Origin of the sequence: Clostridioides sp. ZZV15-6597, from assembly GCF_020657815.1 — a bacterium.
Taxonomy (GTDB): domain Bacteria; phylum Bacillota; class Clostridia; order Peptostreptococcales; family Peptostreptococcaceae; genus Clostridioides.
The window spans coordinates 1-21,090 of the sequence record NZ_JAGWCT010000052.1 but is presented as its reverse complement, the minus strand read 5'-3'; the positions used below and the strand labels follow the sequence as shown (position 1 = coordinate 21,090).

Genomic DNA, 21,090 nt, shown 5'->3' with positions numbered 1-21,090 from the left:
CACGCACTCGCTACCAGTTATTCTTATTGTACCATAATTCGTATCATATTTTAAGCTATATTTAAAATACATTTAACGTATTATTTTGACAAACCTATTTTATTTTGATATCCTCTAAATATTATATGATTTAATATCTGATATTTTAGGAGGATTTATGCGTGGTAAAACTCATTGTGCAATAGGAATTTTAACAGCTATCCAGACATCTTTAATTTTTAAAATTCCTATATCTCTAGTAGATATTTTAGTTTCAGCTACTTTTGCAGTACTGCCCGATTTGGATAAATCTAATTCTATGGTCTCAAATTTCATTCTAAAAAACAATATATCCAAATACATATATAGAATTTTTATATACGCTATTAATATTATTATTTTCTTTATTTCAATAAATATAAATGATAATTTTTATTTAAGTGCAATAATTACATTTGTTGCAATTATAATTATTGAGGCAAAACTAACCCATACATTTCTGAGGAAAATCTTTCTATCATTAATATTTATACTATTAGCTATATGCTTATACATCGTAGAAGTTGAAATATATTTTATAATTTTTTGTCTAATGTTGTCAATTTTTCCCTGGCTAAAGCACAGAAGCTTTTCTCATAGTATATTTGCAACCATCATAATATATTTTTTACTAAAACAAATAGAATTAATCACTAGTATTAATAATTTATCTTTTTATGGAACACTTGGCTATGCAAGCCATATGTTTTTAGGGGATTTATTTACAAAACAAGGAATACCACTTTTTTATCCACTAAGTGAAAAAAAGATTTCCTTAGGATTTTTAACAGTCGGAGGACCATTTAGTAATTTTATAGAAAAATCATTTATTTTCATACTTATAGGATTAATTATATTTTCAATATTAAAATTATAAAAAGCTTTAAAGCTATTTATCTTTATACTATATATCCAAATTTATAATAAAAAATGGAAGAATAGCATAGAATATAAAAGTTCTATACTATTCTTCCATCGACATTAAATTACAGAAGAACTATTCTTCTGAATCACTCATTTTATTACACTCATCACATAATCCATAAAATTTAACATCATGATCAAGTATTTTAAATTTGTACAATGATTGTATTTCTTTTTCTATATTGTCTAAAAGGTCTTCTTTAGCTTCCATTATCTTTCCACAATTTTTGCAAATAAGATGATGATGATTATGACAGTCTTCTTTATGTAGACTAATCTCATATCTTATACACCCATCATCTAAGTTTAGTTTTGATATTAATCCTATTTCGTCTAATAACTGCATTGTTCTGTATACAGTAGCTAGACCTATTTCAGGACAGTCAACCCTAACTAAATCATAGATTTCTTCACTACTTAAATGTGAATGGTCATGTTGAAGCAATATCTCAACTATTGCTCTTCTTTGTGGCGTAATCTTAAAACCAGTTTCTTTTAACTTGTCTTTTAATAAATCCATTGTGTTTGCCATAACATCACCCTTACTATTTTCAATTGATAATCTTTATTAAGTAATATTGTAATTGATAATTCTTTTTTTGTCAAGACATTTGAAAAAATTTAATTTCTTCTCATAATATAAATATATACCCATAAAAGATATATTATTCACCAAAATCTATAAATTTTTTAATAAAAAATAAAAAAACAGATATATACTATAAATACTTTTTACAATTAATAATTCTTAATTAAAGTAAATACAGTAAAATACCTGATTTTTTATATACAAACTTAATTATTTACCTAGTTAAGTCCATTTGATTCATCTTCATCGTAATTTAAACCTTCTTCTTCCATTATAGCAGTATATACAGCTACAACAGTTTCATACTCTTCATCACTTTCTAAAGGTATTAGTATTTCTCCTTCTTCATCTTCATCAATTCTAAATATTAAAGCTTCTTCAGCCTCTTCATCATCTAAAGGCATTAATATTGCATATTCTTTTCCTTCTGCTTCTAATGTTAATATTATTTCAAATTGGCTTTCTACGCCATTTTCATCAATTAAATTTATTATATTTTCTTCCATAATGTCATTCACCTCAAATTTATTTTTATTTTTATTTTTATTATTTATATTATATATCATAAGTATTCAATTTTATAGTTCTTTTATGAATTTATTTTAAAATCTAAATATCCTTGTAAAATTATTACTGCTGCTAACATATCTATAACCTTTTTTCTTTTTTGTCTGCTAACATCTGCTTCTAACAAAGACCTCTCTGCTGCTACTGTAGAAAGTCTCTCATCCCAAAAATCTACATCAATTCCTGTTTCTTCTTTTAATAATTCACAAAACTTAATTACCTTTTCTCCTTGTGGTCCTAAAGTACCATTCATATTTTTTGGTAATCCTGACACAATTTTATTTACTTGTTTTTCTTTTATTATAGCTTTTAATTCTTCAATATCCTTCTTCTTGCCAACTCTTCTTACCGTTTTTATACCTTGTGCAGTTAATCCCATTAAATCACTTACAGCAACTCCAATAGTTTTATCTCCAACATCAAGACCCATTATTCTTCCATCTAACATATTTTCTCCTTTTATTTACCTTATTTTATAAAACATATACATTTCTTAATTACAAAAATTGCAATATGAATTTTTGATGTAAGCTGTTTGGTTTACATTAATAATCATATTGCAATTTTTTATTCAAAGCATATATGCATTAAAAAATTTTTAGTTATTTTTTTCAAATATTATCATGTTTATGCTTATTATTATAAGTGGTATAAGTATATATATAGATGCTGTAGATGCAGCAACTATACCAGAATCATTAACTAAAAGAGTAATTATACAACCAACCATAGATGCAATGAATCCTTTGAATAAAATTGGGAAATTATTCATTATCTTTCTAAAATGTCTAGATGGTTTAAATATAAGTACTGCAATCACACCAATTCCCACAAGTAAAATATTTACCCATACACTTGTCTGTGCTAACTGCATATTCATTTGAATTTTTCTTCCAAATGTCTGTAATATCTCCCCTGGTCCATTTAAGAAAATTCGTTGTACAAACATCCCTAAATGAGATTCACTACCAGAGATTATATCTAGAGCTGCAAATGCACAAACAACAATTACAGCTGAAATAGCTAATAATGCAATTTTTTTAATGTCTAGTTTAACATCATATATAAGCATTATAAACAACAAATATGCTACACATTCTGATATCGCTCCACCAACATTTGCCCCCATAGAAGGATATGCACTAGTTATAAGTATTATTAATGAAAATATTACAACAAGTGGCTTAGAAACCTTCTTGTAATGTAATAAAACTGCTAAACCAAATACTGCACTTGCTATGGTTACACCTTCATACTCATTTCCTACACCATAGTATCTGGCACCAATAACAGCATCATAACTCATTATATTATTTTGCATTAAGTATGTTCCAAATACAGAATCTATAACTATTACTAAAATAGTCAGTGTTGCAAAAAATCCCATATGTTTTATATCATTGTCTTTAAATAACTTTCGACCTAATAAGTATAACACTAGTGTAGTTACAAATATTCCCAAAGATATTGTAATTGGGGTCTTAAAATTCATTAAAGGAGCCAGCATAAATGACAGAGGCATTATTATACCCAATTTTATAAACTCCTTAAGTACTTTGAATACACGCTCTTTATGTGGCATATAATTTCTAAAGAATATTGCAAACATTGCAATTACCCAAGAAGCAGATATTACACCTACAAATCCATTTATAATACTTGACCTTATAGATGATATAGATACTATCTTTTTATAAAGTGATTGTAGGTAATTAGCATTATCTTCTCTGTCAACCAAAGAATAACTTCTACCTACCATTTCATCATTTTTAAGACCAAATTCATTTAATATGTCCACTCCAACATCTAAGTTTGCAACAATACCAGCTTTTCTTGTCGTAGCAGACTCCAATAGACCTTTTCCTTCTCCATTAAATTTTATTATTGGAGAAAGTCTTCTCTTATTTTTATAATCTAAATCACTTGGAAAAGCACTTGATATATAAACAGTATCATTTTCTCCAACCATAGAAAATACTTCTTTAAGGTATTTATCTATATTTTTTACAATATTTTTCTTCATTGCAGCATAAGTATTATCATTTAGATTCAATCTATACATATCTAATCTATATGTATCTCCAAGTTCTACAAATATAGCATCACTATTTTTATAAGACTTTTTAGTTTCATCTAATAACTTATCGTAGTCCGTAGCTATTCCAAACGGCATCTTAGAATCTTTTTTGTTAATATCATCAATATTACCAGAATCAATTCTTCCATATTGATCCATAGCAACTAAACATAAATTTCTATTTTTAACCAATTGATTATTTTCAATTATATCAGCATTTCCAATTACTGAGGTTTTTAGCCCATTTTCTGATAAAGTTTTTCCTAATGAACCTAAGCTTGCTCCATATTCTCCATACTCTAGATTTTCATTTATTGACCTATTAATACTTAAATTATTTATCTCTTTAGCTTTTTGACCTGTTGCAACTTCAAAAGTTTTAGCAGTATCTTGGTCTACTTTTTGAAAATTGATATAGTCTTCAGTAGTTACATCAGCTCTTGTTCCTGCACCCATACTAGCATAAGACCTTCTATCATCAGTACCTTGATCCCCTCTTATATTCATAAGAGCTATATGACCTCTTTTTTCTAGCTCACTCTTTAAGATTGGAACCTTCAACATACTTCCAAGATTGGTCCTATTCATATCAATAAATATGACTTTGCCCTTTTCTTCAGCAGAACTGTAGCTAGCAGTTGATACAAAAATCATAATAACTACTGCCAACAATGACATAATCTTTTTTCTCATTTATTTGACCTACTTTCTATTCAGATAGTGCGTGATTACTTCTTCAAGTATCTCATCTCTTTCAAATTTTTTAATTATAGCTCTTGCATTTTTATGACTAGTTATATAACTAGAATCACCAGAAAGGAGATACCCTATAATTTGATTTATAGGGTTATATCCTTTTTCAACTAGTGCTTTATATACAAAATCTATTGTGTCTCCCACACTCATTCTATCTTCTGGTATTCCTTCAAATTTCATAGTATAGTCTAAATCTTTTTCCAAACTAAAACCCTCCTTAAGTGAATGTTATTTAACTTGTGTCTTAATAACCTCACTTGCATAGCTTAGAGCTTGGTCAACCTTAGATATGTCACTAGCTCCTGCCTGTGCCATATTAGGCCTTCCTCCACCTTTTCCTCCAGCTATTTTTGCAACTTCTCTAACTATATTACCTGAATGTATTCCTTTATCTAATACATCTTTAGTAGCAGTAACTACAAAGTTAACTTTATCATCTACTATATTTGCCAATACTACTACACCAGATCCAAGCTTATCTCTTAAATTATCTGCTGTTTCTCTTAGTGTATCCATATCCATACCTTCAAATTTATTAGTTATTAAGTTAACTCCATTTACTTCAAGCTTAGAATCAAAAATAGAATCGGCTGATTGTAAACTCATTTTAGTCTTTATATCATGTAATTCTTTAGATAAATTTTTATTTTCTTCTAATAAAGAACTTATTCTTTGAATTAAATTATCTTCTTTAGATTTTAAATTTACACAAACTTCAGATATAATTCCTTCTTTTTCTTTTAAGTATTCATAAACAGCTTTTCCTGTTATTGCTTCTATTCTTCTTACTCCTGCTGCTACTCCACCTTCAGACAAGATTTTAAACATTCCTATTTGAGAAGTATTTGTCAAGTGAGTTCCTCCACAAAGTTCTGTAGAATAATCTCCCATAGAAACTACTCTTACTTCATCACCATATTTTTCACCAAATAGTGCTGTAGCTCCTTTTTCTTTTGCTTCTTTTATATTCATAATATCACATTTTATGTCTAAAGATGATAAAATAACATTATTTACTTTTTCTTCTATCACTTTTAATTCTTCATTTGATATAGCTTCAAAATGAGTAATATCAAATCTTAATCTATCTGGAGTAACTAAAGAACCAGCTTGATTAACATGCTCTCCTAATACTTCTTTTAATGCTTTATGAAGTAAATGTGTAGCACTATGGTTTCTTGCAGCAGACATTCTAACGTCTCTATCTACTAATGTCTTTACTCTATCTCCATTGCTTATTTTTCCTGATTTTATTATACCTATATGTTTTATACTATTATTAGCACCTTTTTTAGTATTTAATACTTCCACTACTAAATTTTCATTAGTTATTAATCCACAATCACCAACTTGTCCTCCACCTTCAGGATAGAAAGTGGTATTGTCTAGTACTATAGATACTTTATCACCTTCTTTTGCATTTTGAACTAACTCATCATCTTTAACTATAGCTTCAATAGTTCCTTCACCATATAATTCACTATATCCATTAAACATACTATCTATAGTAGACTCTAATTTTGATAGAGGGTCTTCCTTCCAACTTTCTCCATCCATATTTCCTCTAGCATTTCTAGCTCTTTCTTTTTGTTTTTCCATTTCTTCATTGAAAGACTCTTCATCTACAGATAAATGTTCTTCTTCTAAAATTTCTTTAGTTAAGTCTATAGGGAATCCATAAGTATCATACAGTTTAAAGGCTTCTTGACCACTTAAAACAGCTTTTCCTTCATTCTTTAATACTTCTATATATGAGTTCAATATTTCTGTTCCTTGGTCTATAGTTTCATTGAATTTTTCTTCTTCTATTCCAACAACCTTTTTAATATAACTTTCTTTTTCAACTAAAACTGGATATGCTTTATCATTTACCTTTATAACTTCATCTATTAGTTTTTGTAAGAATAATTCTTTTACACCTAATAGTTTACCATGACGAGCAGCACGTCTAAGAAGTCTTCTAAGAACATAGCCTCTTCCTTCATTTGATGGAAGTACTCCATCACTAACTAAAAATGTCACAGCTCTTATATGGTCAGTTATTATTCTTATTGATATATCATTTTTTGGATTTTCTCCATATTTTACTCCTGTTAATTTTTCAACTGCTTCTAATATAGACTTAATAGTATCTACTTCAAAGATAGTGTCCACACCTTGCATGATACATCCCATTCTTTCAAGACCCATACCTGTATCTATATTTTTACTTTCTAATAGACTGTAGTTTCCTTCTTCATCTCTATCAAACTGAGTAAATACATGGTTCCAGAATTCTAGGTAGCGGTCACAATCACAGCCTGGTTTACAGTCTGGATTATCACATCCATATTCTTCTCCTCTATCAAAATATATTTCTGAACAAGGACCACAAGGACCTGTACCTATCTCCCAAAAGTTATCATCTTTACCAAGTCTAACCATTCTATCTTCTGGGAAATTCATTTCTTTTGCCCATATATCATAAGAGTCATCATCTTCTTCATATACAGTTACCCATATTTTATCTTCTGGTATGCTTAGCCATTCTGTGACAAATTCCCATCCCCATTTAATTGATTCTCTTTTAAAGTAATCTCCAAATGAGAAGTTACCCATCATTTCAAAGAAAGTAGCATGTCTTGCAGTTATACCTACATTTTCTATATCTCCTGTTCTTATACATTTTTGAGATGTGCACATTCTTAAACTTGGAGGTACTTCTACACCTGAAAAATAGTTTTTTAAAGGTGCCATACCTGAGTTTATAAGCAATAAACTCTTGTCATTGTTAGGTACTAAAGAATAGCTGTCTGCTACATAGTGACCTTTTGACTCAAAAAATTCTAAAAACTTACTTCTTATCTCGTTTAGTCCCATCTTTTCCATATTATGTTCCTCCTAATAAATTATATTTTTTCGTTTAAATAAAAAACCTCGTCCCTATAAATAAATTTATAGGGGCGAGGACAATCGCGGTACCACCCTAATTATCATAAAAAATTATGATATCTTCGGAAAACCTTAGCTATAACGTAACTACCGTCAATCTCTACTTAAATCTACCTTTTAATTCAAGGTACATTGTTCAAAATTGCTACTAAAAGGCTGCTTCAAATATTTTATTCTAAGGGCTTTCAGCATGTTCCCTCTCTCTGTAAGACATCAAATACTTTACTATTCCTTATCACTGTATTTGTTTTTAATTAATATAATAATTATATTACTAAATTTTACAAAATTAATCAATACTATATTTTCATATACAATAAATTTATTTTATAAACTTTATTTTAGATTTATAGACTATATTACTTATTTTATAAGTTTCTTAGAGATTTTTATAAACTTTTCTCTATTATTCCTCCACCTACGACAATATCTCCATCGTACATTACAACAGATTGACCTTTTGTAATAGCCCTTTGAGCTTCATCAAATACTATTTTAATAGTATTTTCTCCTATGTTATAAATAGTAGCTGGCGATGGTTTTGCTGAGTATCTTATTTTGGCTTGAACTCTTAATGGTTCTTCTAATTTATCTATTGATATAAAGTTAACATCTTTTGCAATAAGTTCTTTTTTAAATAATTCTTCATTGTCTCCAAGGACAATAGTATTATTTATTGGATTTATATCTACTACAAACATGGGTTTTCCAAAAGTAATTCCAAGACCTTTTCTTTGTCCTATTGTATAGTATAGTATACCTTTATGTTTTCCAAGTACATTTCCTTTAGTATCTACAAAAAAACCTTCTTCAATACGCTTTTCAGAATGTTTTTTTACATAATTTGCATAGTCATTATCTTTAACAAAACAAATTTCTTGACTATCAGGTTTATTGTGGACTGCCATTCCCATTCCTTTAGCAATTTCTCTTACTCTATCCTTTTCATAATCACCTATTGGTAGTAGTGTATGTTTTAATTGTTCTTGTGTAAGATTATAAAGTGCATAAGTTTGGTCTTTTTTATCAGTAACAGATTTTTTTAATAAATATCTTCCTGTATCTTCATCTTTTTCTATTTTTGCATAGTGACCTGTAGCCACATAATCACACCCTATTTGTCTAGCTCTTTTATAAAAATCATCAAATTTTATATGTTTGTTACAAGCTATACAAGGATTAGGAGTTTTTCCTTCTAAATATTCATCTATAAAATAATCTATTACTTTTTCTTTAAATACTTCTCTAAAATTTAGAACATAAAATGGTATTCCTATTTTATTTGCTACTCTTCTAGCATCTTCAACTGCTGATAAAGAGCAACAACCACCTTCATTTTCAACTTCGTCATCGTCTTGCCATAATTTCATAGTAACACCAATGACATCGTATCCTTGTTGTTTTAAAAGATATGCAGCTACAGAGCTATCTACTCCACCACTCATACCTATCATTACTTTTTTATTCATAAACAAATTTCACCTCATCTTTTGCATTACTTATTATTATACCATATAGAGCAAGCATTGTATTTATTTAAAATATAGCTTGCTCTATTTTCTAAAAAAAATAATGTTATTAAGTAATTTTAAAAGATTTAAGAGTGATTTTCTATTTATTTAACTACTATTACTGACGCTGTTGTTTCTGTTATTATATTATTAGAATTACTAACATCAACTAGTTCTATTTTAACCTTATAAGTACCTTCTTTATTTCCAACTAGATAAACTTCTGTTGTTGCATCTTGCAATGGAAAACCTTCCATTGGTCCCCATCCTGTGTTTACTATGTTAAACCAGTTTCCATTGCTATCCTTAGCAATTAGTTGTATTCCACCTAAGTCTGCTGAATCATCTTCTGGTTTTATTTTAACTCTTACATTATTATAATCATTTTTGCCTTTATTTAGTGTAATCTTTACAGGCGTTCTACCATCTACACTTTCAAACTTAGGTATGCTACCATTTCCATCCTCATCTATTTTATTTTCTTCCGTTATATTAGCTATATCATTATTTTCATTTATAGTAATAGAAGCTTTACCCCAAGTAGCAATTTTTGAATCTTGTGATAATGTACAATCTCCATATCCATTAACAATCACTTTATCTTTATCATAGTTATCAGTTTTTATTGGAGTATATTCACTTATATCGCAGTCACCTATTAAATCTAATTTTGCATTAGTTTCATTTACAATTCCATCATCTTTTACATATTCTACATTGACTCCATACCATCCGTTTCCACTTGTTACAAGATTTGAAGCTATTACTGATGAACCATTTACTATTAAACCTGCACCTTTATTATTATTTAAAGTTACATTGTTTAATTCAACATTTTGTGATAAATAAACATGCATTCCTGATTTGTTTAATTTGTCTGAATCTAAACCTGTTACTTTTAGATTGTTTATTTTTACACCATCTTTTTTGTCTATTGTTACTATATTTTCGTAGCCTGGTTTAGTATCAGCAAATTCTACAACTTTTTTCAATTCAGCATCATTAATACCCTTTATAATTATTTTTTTATCTATAACAACTGGCTTTTTAACATCTATTTGTCCACTTATTTCCCACACTTGACCATCTTCTTGTAAAGCAAGTGCTTCTTCTAATGTATCAGTATCAGTAACCTTTATTGTCTCCACTTTAACAGGTTCAGCTACTGTTACTGTAATACTTGGAAGTGATACTCCTTCTGCAAGCTTATATCCACTTGATAAGCTTGCACTAAATATATACTTTCCTGCTACTTGGCTAGCATATTCTGGTGTACTTTTCCAAGTTACTCCTACTTTTGTATTAGCTACTCCAGACACAGTTGCTGATAACTCTTTTGGTAAGTTTAATTTACTTAATTCCGTTCCATTTTCTACATTTTGTACTTTTATTGAATTATCAAGTTCTGTTATTGATGTTATCAGTTTATATTTTACAGATGAACCACCACTTGAACTTCCTCCACTTGATGAAGAGCCTCCAGATGAACTTCCACCTGGTTTAGTGCCATCTACACTTGGAGTCTGAGAACCTTCTACTTTGTCAGTTATTGTTCCTTCATTTTTTATATTTGTTCCTGTAGCATCATTTTTTATGTTTGTTATTTTTCCATTGTTTTTCACTACAACATTGCTAGAATTATTTTGTATTTCTACTTTTTCTATTTTTGCTCCACTTTCATTTATTATTGTTCCACCTCTACTATCCTTAACCAAAACTTTATTTATTGTACCTTTATTTACTATATCTGCATTTGGAGCAGTTACTACTATCGTACCTGTATATGTACCATTTAAATTTATAGAAATTGAATTATTAGTACTCAATGATAAATCATTTGATATAGTTCCTGATGGCTTAATATTTATAACATCATTTGCATCAGCTTTAGCTAAAGCTATTTTTAACTCTTCTACATTTTTAACTTCATATGTTGTTGTAGATTGTGATTTTTTTATATCAGAGAAAGCAGTCTCATTGCCTGAACCACCAACTTGTGTAACTGTTTTTAAGCTCTTAGTATTTAATACTTTTTCTTGTTCTTTATTTAATTTATTTCCAACTAAAACTACTGGTGAATTATTTTTTGCCGCCAATGAACCCACTGCTAATGAATCTATAAGGTCTCCTTGTTTATTCATACCATCTTTTGTTATATACGCATTTTTCAGCTCTTTTGAACTATATAATCCACTTATAACAGCCGCATTAGTTTCATTTCTATCATTTCCTGATAATCTCTTAGGACTAGGTAAAGTATTTTTTGTAACTTCCGAAATTGACTGCACTCCTCCTATTACATAAGATGTCTTTATACCTTTATCTTTTATAAATTGACTTGATTGTTTTATTCCATCTTTTGGACTATAAAGAATTATTGGCATTTTATTTTGAGCTGCAATAGCTCCTGCACTTACTGCATCAGCAAGACCTTTTTCTCCATTAACTACAACTATCTCTGAAATATTACTACTTGCTTTTCTTCCAAGAGACTCATCTAATTTTTTAGCTATTTCTAAAGAAGTTTGATATCTATCATTTCCTGAGATTCTTTCTGTATCAATTTTTAATGATTTTAATTGTGTCTCTACCTCTGAACCTAAAGTTTTTGTCCCACCTATTAAATATACTTTTTCTGCTTTTAACCTTATTATTTCTGCTTTAGTCCTATCATCTAATTTATTATTTTGTGTCAAAAGAATTGGTGCATTTTTAGAACCAGCAAAAGGAGTTGCAGTCAATGCATCTACTATAGTATTGTCATTAACTAATATTACATTTTTAGATGTATCCCATCCTTTTTTACTTATTTGTATAGCAGTTTCCCATCGACCTGAACCTTTAAGTGTATCACTGTTTGTTTGAGCACTTGACATGCCTGCTGTCGCACTGCTAACTACTAATGATATAGTAAGTATTGCTGCTATCCTCTTTGGTATTTTCATAACTGTTCCCCCTAATATTGTATTTAGTTGAAATGTGCCTTTTTAAAGAAAATAGCATTTTTAAGTAAAATTTTTTAAAAGTATATTTGTATATGAAATCCTTGTAAACAATTGATTTGTTGAGATTTTTTATATTTTTTAATGTTTAAATATTATGGATGTGTATATTTTTTTATTATTTGATTGATTTTCAAAACGGGCTAGAATGGTAGTTTGTACAATAAAAAATAGCCGTTTTCTTTAAAACGGCTATTTTTCATCTTACTATACCATTATACACTTTTTTAAAATGATTTTAAACTTTTTTTTGGAAAATTATTCCTTATCTTATTCTTCTTCCTCAATATCATGGTCATGAGCATCATCTATAACATATCCATCTAATTCTGGTATATGGATACTATTCTTTTTAGCATAGTCTATAAGTGCTGCTTTTACAGCTTGTTCTGCTAAAACTGAACAGTGCATTTTTACTGGTGGTAAACCATCTAAAGCTTCAGCAACAGCTTTATTTGTAAGGTCTAATGCATCTTTTATAGTTCTTCCTTTTATCATTTCAGTTGCCATAGAAGAACTTGCTATAGCTGAACCACAGCCAAATGTTTTAAACTTAACATCTTTTATTATGTCTCCTTCTATGTCTAAAAATATCTTCATTATATCTCCACATGTAGGATTTCCAACTTCACCTACACCACTTGCATCTTCAATTTCTCCCATATTTCTTGGGTTCATAAAATGTTCCATAACTTTATCACTATATTGCATTGTTTTTTCCTCCTACATTAATTTATGCCTACTTTTTGTGTCTTATCTTCTTTGTCTATTTTACTAATCCTTGCTTCTTTGCATCATCGTAAAGTGGTGACATACTTCTAAGTCTTTCTATAACTTTTGGTAAATTCTCTAATATATAATCTATATCATCATCTGTTGTAAAATCTCCAACTGTAAGTCTCAATGAACCATGTGCTATTTCATGTGGTAAACCTATTGCAAGAAGTACATGTGAAGGGTCTAATGAACCAGAAGTACATGCAGAACCACTTGAACCAGCAATTCCTAACATATCTAATAATAAAAGTATTCCTTCACCTTCTATGAATTGGAATGCAAAGTTTGCATTTCCTGGCAATCTATTTTCTAAACTACCATTTATTCTTGTATAAGGTATTCTTTCTAAAACACCATCTATTAACTTATTTCTAAGACGAGTTAAAGTCTCAACATGGTTTTGCATATTTGCTTTAGCTAATTCTGCTGCCTTTCCATATCCAACTATTGCAGGTATATTTTCTGTACCTGCTCTTTTGCTTTTTTCTTGTGCTCCACCATGAACAAAGTTATGAAGTCTTACACCTTTTCTTATGTATAAAGCTCCAACACCTTTTGGTCCATATATTTTATGTGAAGACATACTCATTAAATCTATTCCTAGTTCTTTAACATCTACTGGAATATTACCTGAAGCTTGTACTGCATCAGTATGGAATAATATATTGTGTTTTTTAGCTATTTCAGATATTTCTTTAATAGGTTGTATAGTTCCTATTTCATTATTTGCGAACATTATACTTATTAGTATAGTAGTATCTTTTATTGAATCTTCTAATTGTTTTAAATCAATTTTTCCTTCGCTATCAACATCTAAATAAGTTATTTCAAATCCATGATGTTTTGCTAAATATTCACATGTATGAAGTATCGCATGGTGTTCTATTTTTGAAGTTATTATATGATTACCTTTATTTTTATTAGCATAAGCTACACCCTCTAATGTCCAGTTATCACTTTCTGAACCACCTGCTGTAAAATATATTTCACTAGGTTCAGCATTTATAAGGGCTGCTACTTGTTCTCTTGCTTTATCTAAAGCATCTTTTGCTTCTCTTCCGAATGTGTGAAAACTAGATGCGTTACCAAAATAATCAGTTAGGTATGGCATCATTGCATCTAATACTTCTTTTTTAACAGGTGTTGTTGCAGAATAATCCATATACAATCTTCTTTTTTCCATTACATTCATCTCCAAATCTATTTTATAGTTATATTTGTTATATCATTTTCTAATTTATTTTTGTTATAGTCATTTATCATATCTTTAAGAGTAATCGAATCTATAACATCTTCTATACCCTTTTTCATCTTTTCCCAAACTATTTTTGTTACACACATGTTTGAGTTTTCACAGACATCTTCATCTAGTACACAGTCAGATAATGCAACTGGACCTTCCAATACTACAAGTATATCTCCTACTGTTATATCCTCAGCATTTTTTGAGAGCAAATACCCTCCTTGAGCACCTCTTACACTTTTTACTAGACCCGATTTTTTTAAAGATGAAAATATTTGTTCTAAGTACTGGTCCGATATTTTTTGCTTTTTAGCAATAAATTTTAATGACACTGGACCATTATCTTGATTTAATGCTAATTCAAACATTGCCTTTAGTCCATATCTACCTTTAGTAGACAACTTCATACATTATCACCTCTATATAGAAATCTAATTCATACTGTTTTAGTAGGAATTACTTTCAACATAATTTTATTATACCCTACTAATTTTGTCAAGATTAATTTTAATTTTTTTATTTTGAATAAATCCCCCATTTTCCAATGTCTTCAAATCCTAATTTTTTATATATCTTTCCAGCTTCTTCATTATCATAAAACAAACAAGGCATTTTATTCTCTCTTAAAAGTTCTGAACATAGTTTAATTAAACATTTTGTAGCAAGCCCTCTAGCTCTATATTTAGGATGTGTACCTACGCCAATTATCATTGCATGAGTCCTATTTTCTGATGTACTCTTTGCCATTGATACCACTTCTTTGTTAATCTCTATACAATATCCTCTACCTGTTCTTAAACCATTTTTTAAACTATCTAAAGTTGTACTGTGGAATTCATCTATTAAATCATAGAGCCTAACTGTTTTCTTTAGATTTCCAAGTCTAATTCTCTTGACCTTTTCATTACAATGATTATCAACTAAAAATTTTTTAGTTTGAAGCTTACAAAAATCAACTATTTTTAAATTATTAAGTCCTAATCGCTTTGCTAAAGCATCTACAGCACTTATTTTTCCAGAAATTTCTTCGTAATCAGTATCACAAAGCAATTCATAAAATCCTTCAACATCATACTCTCCATCTGAATAAAACATCATAAATTCAAAGTATTTGAGTAGTACTGCTCTGATTTCACCATTTAAACCTATATCTGCCCATAAATTTAAAAAGTTATTTCCATATCCATATCTTTCAATATCCCCTATTATAAATAAATTGTACTCAGGTTCTTTTTTTAAATATTTCATAACTCTACTATGATAACTTGAGTTAAGTTTTATAATCATAATATCTACCCCCGATACATAAAATTCAACTTAAAAATCGCTATCTAAATACTCTAGATATTTTTTTATATTTTTCTCAGTTTTGTTTTCTTGTGGTATGTAGTAAATACTATCTTTTATGCTATCTGGTAAATACTGTTGTTTTACATAATGATTTTTAAAGTTATGAGGATATTTATATCCACATCCCCTACCTATATCTTTAGAACCAGAGTAATGAGCATCTTTTATACTATTTGGTATGTCTTTAACAAATTCTCTATCTAATTCATCTAATGCTTTCATTATTGCCATACATGCAGAATTAGATTTTGGTGATGTAGCTAAAAGAATAGTAGCTTCTGCTAATGGTATTTTTGCTTCAGGAAATCCAAGTTGCATAGCTGAATCTACACACGCTTTTACAATAACAACTGCATTTGGATAAGCTAAACCTATATCTTCACTAGCTATTACTAAAAGTCTCCTACAGATACTTATTAAATCTCCACCTTTTATAAGTCTTGCTAAATAGTGTATGGATGCCTGTGGGTCACTTCCCCTTATAGATTTTTGAAATGCACTTAAAATATCATAGTGACTATCACCATTTTTATCATAGTTTATAATTTTATTAAATGTAGATTTTTTTACTACATCTGAATCTATATAGATTATGTTATCTTTATTTGGTTTAGTTGAATAAACTACTACTTCTAAAGCATTTAAGGCTCTTCTCATATCTCCATCAGATATAATAGCTATATCCTCAATAGCATCATTATTACATTCAATATCCATATAACTATCTTCATTTAAAACTTCAATTGCCCTTTTTAATCCTTTTTCTATATCTAATTTTTCTAAAGGCTTAAATTCAAATATAGTCGACCTACTTAGAAGAGCTTTATATACATAATGATATGGATTTTCTGTAGTACTAGCAATCAAAGTTATACTACCATTTTCCATAAATTCTAATATCGACTGCTGTTGTTTTTTATTAAAACTTTGTATCTCATCTATATATAGTAAAACCCCATTTATATTATTTATACTTCCAAGTTCTGCTATTACCTTTTTTATATCTTCTAGTGATGAATTAGTGGCATTTATTTTATAAAAATTTTTATTGCTTTTTTCTGCGATAATTTCTGCTACAGTAGTTTTTCCAACACCAGGTGGACCAAAAAATATCATATTTGGTAAAAAATTAGTCTGTAATATCTTAGACAGTATTTTTCCATTACCAATTATATGACTTTGACCTATTACATCATTCATTGTTTTTGGTCTTATTTTATCTGCTAAAGGCATATTCCCACTCCTATTCTAAAAAAAGTATTTAATGATTATTATCCCAATAATCCGTCTAAAAAAGGTATCTATTTGAAATAGATACCTTTTCTAATCACAATCTATAAAATTTAGATTATTGATTGTTTTTTAATTTTTTTAATTCATCTGTAAGTTTATCATTAAGTATTCTTATATGAGTTCCTTTCATACCTAATGATCTTGATTCTATCACACCTGCACTTTCAAATTTTCTAAGTGCATTTACTATAACTGACCTAGTTATACCAACTCTATCAGCTATTTTACTTGCTACAAGTAAGCCTTCTTTACCGTCTAATTCAGCAAAAATATGTTCAACTGCTTCAAGCTCGGAGTAGGACAGAGTGCCTATTGCCATTTGAACTACAGCTTTTTTTCTCATTTCTTCTTCTAATTCTTCACCTATTGCTCTTAATATCTCAAGACCAACAACAGTTGCACTGTATTCAGCTATCACTAAATCATCATCATTAAATGACATTGAATATCTTGAAAGTACTAATGTTCCAAGTCTTTGTCCACTTCCTAGTATTGGTACTACAGTAGTATATTTTTGTAATCTTCCTTGCTCTTCAGGGAAAATCTCCAATATCTTCTCACCATTTAAGTTTTCTAGTGTCTCATCAATTTTTAATAAGTTTTGAGTATATTCTTCTGAGAATTTTTTTTGCTTAGTATATTCGTCTTCTATAACTGAGCTATCTTCAATGTCATTTAAATGAAGCCCTAGAATTTTACCTTTTGCACTTACTACATAAACATTAGAATTTAATACATCTCCTAATGCTCCGGCCAGTAAATCAAAAGAGACACTACTTCCACCACTTGTTTGTAATGTTTTATTTATTTTTCTTGTTTTTTGTAATACTTCACTTGCCATTTAATCATCTCCTCATGAAATTTAGGCCTTTTAATAACCTTTATATTTTCTAATATTATTCTCACTCTTAATGAAAATTTATTTTTATATTAGTTGTTTACACTTGAAAGATTATCATAGTTTGGAACCTTTTTCAAGAGAATTATGTGATTTTTTTCAATTTTCACTCTTTTCCGTCATTATGCTCTTTTGACTCTTTGTTGCATTCTTTATTGGAGCATACTGTTTTCGTTTCAGATTTAGTCACTTTTTCAACCATATATGAACCACACTTTTCACAAAACTCTCCTGTTGGCTTATTCCAAGCTACAAAGTCACAGTTTGGATAATTAGAACATCCATAAAAAGCTTTCCCTCTTTTAGATTTTCTAAGGATAATTTCTCCTTCTTCACATTTTGGACATTTAACACCAATTTTATTCATAATTGGTCTAGTCGTTTTGCAATCAGGATAGTTTTTACAAGCCATAAACTTCCCAAATCTACCATATTTTATAACCATATTAGAACCACAGTTTTCACAGATTTCATCAGTTTCTTCATCCATATTTATTTTTTCTATATTCTCAAGTGCTTCTTCAATCGCTTCCTTAAGTGGTGCATATGCTTCAGATACAATTTCTTTCCAATCTGTATTTCCTTCTTCTATAACATCAAGCTTGCTTTCCATATCAGCAGTAAAATCTACATCTATAAATTTATGAAAATTATTTTCTAAAATATCAGTAACTATTATTCCAAGTTCTGTTGGACATAGACTTGTGCCTTGCTTTTCAACATATTCTCTATTTAATATAGTAGCTATTGTTGGAGCATACGTACTTGGTCTACCTATTCCCAGCTCTTCCAATGTTTTTACCAAACTAGCTTCTGTATATCTTGCTGGTGGTTGTGTAAAATGTTGGTCTGGCAATATATTTTCTATACTTAATATATCTCCTTTTTCTATACTTGGTAGAATCTTATCTTCTCTTTCTGAAAAATTGTATACCTTAGTATATCCATCAAATTTCATTTTTGAACCAGTAGCTTTAAATACAATATCTCCAGCCTTACATTCTACATTTAGTATATCGAATACTGAATCCTCCATTTGACTTGCTATAAATCTTCTCCAAATTAAATTGTATAGCTTATATTGGTCTTTACTCAATGAAGCTTTTATACTATCAGGAGTTCTATCAACGGAAGTTGGTCTTATTGCCTCATGTGCATCTTGAACCTTTTTAGTATCTGGTTTTTCTTTTTTCTCTACAGAATTTTTATAGTAATTCTCACCTAAGTCACTTATTATATAATCCTTAGCTTTTTCTTTTGCTTCATCAGATATTCTCTTAGAGTCAGTTCTTATATATGATATAAGACCAACAGTGCCTTCGCCTTCTATATCTATACCTTCATATAGTTCTTGTGCTATCATCATTGTTTTTTTAGTAGTAAAAAACAACTTATTTGCACCTTCTTGTTGAAGCATACTTGTTGTAAATGGTTTTGGAGCTGATTTACGTCTTGATTTAGATTCTATCTTTTCAACTTTTAAATCCTTTCCTTCCATTTCTTTTAGTATTTCATTAACAGCATCTTCATTTTCTAATTCAATTTTTTCATCATTCTTGCCATAAAATTTTAAAGTTATATCTTTATCTTTTGCTGTCTTTGCTTCAACATCTATTGTCCAATATTCTTTTGGAATAAACGCTTTTATCTCTTTTTCTCTATCGCAAATTAATTTTGTTGTTACTGATTGTACTCTACCTGCACTAAGCCCTTTTCTAACCTTTTGCCATAATATAGGGCTTATTTGATATCCTAAAAGTCTATCCAATACTCTTCTAGCTTGTTGTGCATCTACTAAGTTTATATCAATATTTCTAGGATGCTTAATTGCTTTTTTAATTGCATCTTTAGTTATTTCATTAAACTCAATTCTACAATCATCAGATTCATCTAAATTTAGTATATGAGCTAAATGCCATGATATAGCTTCACCTTCTCTATCGGGGTCAGTTGCTAGATACACTTGTTTAGATTTTTTAGCTTCTTTTTTTAATTCTTTTATTACGTCGCCTTTTCCTCGTATGTTTATATATTGAGGTTCAAAATTATTTTCTATATCTACACCTAATTTACTTTTAGGCAAATCTCTGACATGACCAACTGATGCTTTCACTGTATAATGACTTTTACCTAAAAATTTTTCTATAGTCTTAGCTTTTGCAGGCGATTCTACGATGACTAATGTTTTGGCCATAAAACCACACACCCCCACTACCTAATCTTAATTTATACATTTAAACTGTACGTTTTATTATTCATCTCTACTACTAACTCATTTAGTACTAATTCATTGATTATTGAATTTACATACTTTATTTCTATACCAGTATAATCACAAATACTATCTATATGCAAGCTTCCTTCTCTTTTTATAGCTTCAATTATTTGCTTAGACTTGGCATTTAAACTTATATTATCATATTTTTGATTTATTTTTTTATCGATAATATTAAATATGTTATACTCATTCAAAATATCATCTATATTTTCAATTAATTTCGCACCTTCTTTTATAATTTTATGACATCCTCTACTCATTTGAGAATTTATATTACCAGGTACCGCAAAAACATTTTTCCCATGTTCAAGAGCAAACTCTACTGTTATTAATGCACCACTTCGTATTGCGGCTTCTACAACCACTACTCCATCACTTAATCCACTAATAATTCTATTTCTATTAGAAAAATTGTATGGAGCTACTGTTGAATTAATATTATACTCTGATAATAATAGTCCCCCATTTTCTAATATTTTATTTGATAAATGTAAATTTTGTTTTGGAAGAGGGTTGTCTACTCCTGACCCAAGCACTGCTATAGTCTTAGATTTTCCATTCATACAACCTATATGTGAATATGCATCTATTCCTATGGCTAATCCACTTACTATATTAACTCCATATTGGGACAATTGACAACTCATTGTTTTTGCACAACTAATTCCATAAGCTGTAGGCTTTCTTGAACCTACTATAGCTATATTAAAATTATTATTAGCTAAACTTATGTCACCTTTGTAAAATAATAACTTTGGAGCATTGTATATATTCTTCAAATTTTCAGGATATTCTTCATCATATTGGCAAATATATTTAATTGTTTTTTTGTAAAGTAGTTCTTTTATATTTTCTAAATAAGCGTGACCTCTATAT

At 29.0% G+C, this 21,090-nt stretch carries 17 protein-coding genes and 1 other annotated feature; of the genes, 1 reads left to right on the top strand and 16 read right to left on the bottom strand.

All coding sequences use genetic code 11. From position 1 onward, the window contains the following. Positions 1-157 precede the first annotated feature (157 nt). Positions 158-895 (top strand): metal-dependent hydrolase, encoded by a 738-nt coding sequence (locus KGF52_RS12515; RefSeq protein ID WP_227827181.1) that lies wholly within the window; start codon positions 158-160, stop codon positions 893-895. Positions 896-1,015: 120 nt separating this feature from the next. Here KGF52_RS12515 and KGF52_RS12510 read toward each other — a convergent pair whose 3' ends face one another. The 16 genes from KGF52_RS12510 to dprA all read right to left on the bottom strand — a co-directional run. Further along, complete coding sequence (locus KGF52_RS12510; protein ID WP_227840401.1) at positions 1,016-1,474, bottom strand: Fur family transcriptional regulator; 459 nt, start codon at positions 1,472-1,474, stop codon at positions 1,016-1,018. Positions 1,475-1,749: 275 nt separating this feature from the next. Beyond that, positions 1,750-2,037 carry a DUF1292 domain-containing protein gene (locus KGF52_RS12505; RefSeq protein WP_009889069.1) on the bottom strand — a complete coding sequence of 96 codons (288 nt, stop codon included), beginning with the start codon at positions 2,035-2,037 and terminating at the stop codon, positions 1,750-1,752. An 83-nt stretch (positions 2,038-2,120) separates the two neighbouring features. After that, complete coding sequence (ruvX, locus tag KGF52_RS12500) at positions 2,121-2,546, bottom strand: Holliday junction resolvase RuvX (protein WP_227840400.1); 426 nt, start codon at positions 2,544-2,546, stop codon at positions 2,121-2,123. Positions 2,547-2,696: 150 nt separating this feature from the next. Further along, positions 2,697-4,868 (bottom strand): hypothetical protein, encoded by a 2,172-nt coding sequence (locus KGF52_RS12495; protein ID WP_227840399.1) that lies wholly within the window; start codon positions 4,866-4,868, stop codon positions 2,697-2,699. A gap of 9 nt (positions 4,869-4,877) precedes the next feature. Continuing rightward, on the bottom strand, positions 4,878-5,135 hold the full coding sequence (locus tag KGF52_RS12490) for an IreB family regulatory phosphoprotein (RefSeq protein ID WP_003419418.1): 258 nt from the start codon (positions 5,133-5,135) through the stop codon (positions 4,878-4,880). 24 nt (positions 5,136-5,159) lie between these two features. Then, a complete protein-coding gene (gene alaS / locus KGF52_RS12485; protein ID WP_227840398.1) occupies positions 5,160-7,799 on the bottom strand; it encodes an alanine--tRNA ligase in 2,640 nt (879 codons plus the stop codon). 67 nt (positions 7,800-7,866) lie between these two features. Beyond that, positions 7,867-8,110, bottom strand: a binding site (T-box leader). Positions 8,111-8,251: 141 nt separating this feature from the next. Beyond that, positions 8,252-9,331, bottom strand: a complete 1,080-nt coding sequence (gene mnmA / locus KGF52_RS12480) for a tRNA 2-thiouridine(34) synthase MnmA (protein ID WP_227840397.1) — start codon at positions 9,329-9,331, stop codon at positions 8,252-8,254. Between the two features lie 146 nt (positions 9,332-9,477). After that, the gene (locus KGF52_RS12475; protein WP_227840396.1) at positions 9,478-12,318 is read right to left on the bottom strand and encodes a cell wall-binding repeat-containing protein; all 2,841 of its coding nucleotides are present in this window, start codon (positions 12,316-12,318) and stop codon (positions 9,478-9,480) included. 327 nt (positions 12,319-12,645) lie between these two features. Continuing rightward, positions 12,646-13,086, bottom strand: a complete 441-nt coding sequence (gene nifU / locus KGF52_RS12470) for a Fe-S cluster assembly scaffold protein NifU (RefSeq protein WP_227840395.1) — start codon at positions 13,084-13,086, stop codon at positions 12,646-12,648. Positions 13,087-13,141: 55 nt separating this feature from the next. Then, a complete protein-coding gene (nifS, locus tag KGF52_RS12465; protein WP_227827174.1) occupies positions 13,142-14,335 on the bottom strand; it encodes a cysteine desulfurase NifS in 1,194 nt (397 codons plus the stop codon). 17 nt (positions 14,336-14,352) lie between these two features. Next, on the bottom strand, positions 14,353-14,802 hold the full coding sequence (locus KGF52_RS12460; protein ID WP_227827173.1) for an RrF2 family transcriptional regulator: 450 nt from the start codon (positions 14,800-14,802) through the stop codon (positions 14,353-14,355). Positions 14,803-14,911: 109 nt separating this feature from the next. Beyond that, entirely contained in the window at positions 14,912-15,682 is a 771-nt protein-coding gene (locus KGF52_RS12455) for a GNAT family N-acetyltransferase (RefSeq protein WP_227827172.1), read from the bottom strand. 30 nt (positions 15,683-15,712) lie between these two features. Beyond that, a complete protein-coding gene (locus KGF52_RS12450; protein WP_227827171.1) occupies positions 15,713-16,978 on the bottom strand; it encodes a replication-associated recombination protein A in 1,266 nt (421 codons plus the stop codon). Positions 16,979-17,093: 115 nt separating this feature from the next. Further along, positions 17,094-17,879 (bottom strand): GTP-sensing pleiotropic transcriptional regulator CodY, encoded by a 786-nt coding sequence (codY, locus tag KGF52_RS12445; RefSeq protein WP_227827170.1) that lies wholly within the window; start codon positions 17,877-17,879, stop codon positions 17,094-17,096. 163 nt (positions 17,880-18,042) lie between these two features. Continuing rightward, the gene (gene topA, locus KGF52_RS12440; protein WP_227840394.1) at positions 18,043-20,130 is read right to left on the bottom strand and encodes a type I DNA topoisomerase; all 2,088 of its coding nucleotides are present in this window, start codon (positions 20,128-20,130) and stop codon (positions 18,043-18,045) included. A 32-nt stretch (positions 20,131-20,162) separates the two neighbouring features. Continuing rightward, positions 20,163-21,090: DNA-processing protein DprA (gene dprA, locus KGF52_RS12435; RefSeq protein ID WP_227840393.1), on the bottom strand; the 928-nt coding region annotated here is incomplete at its 5' end.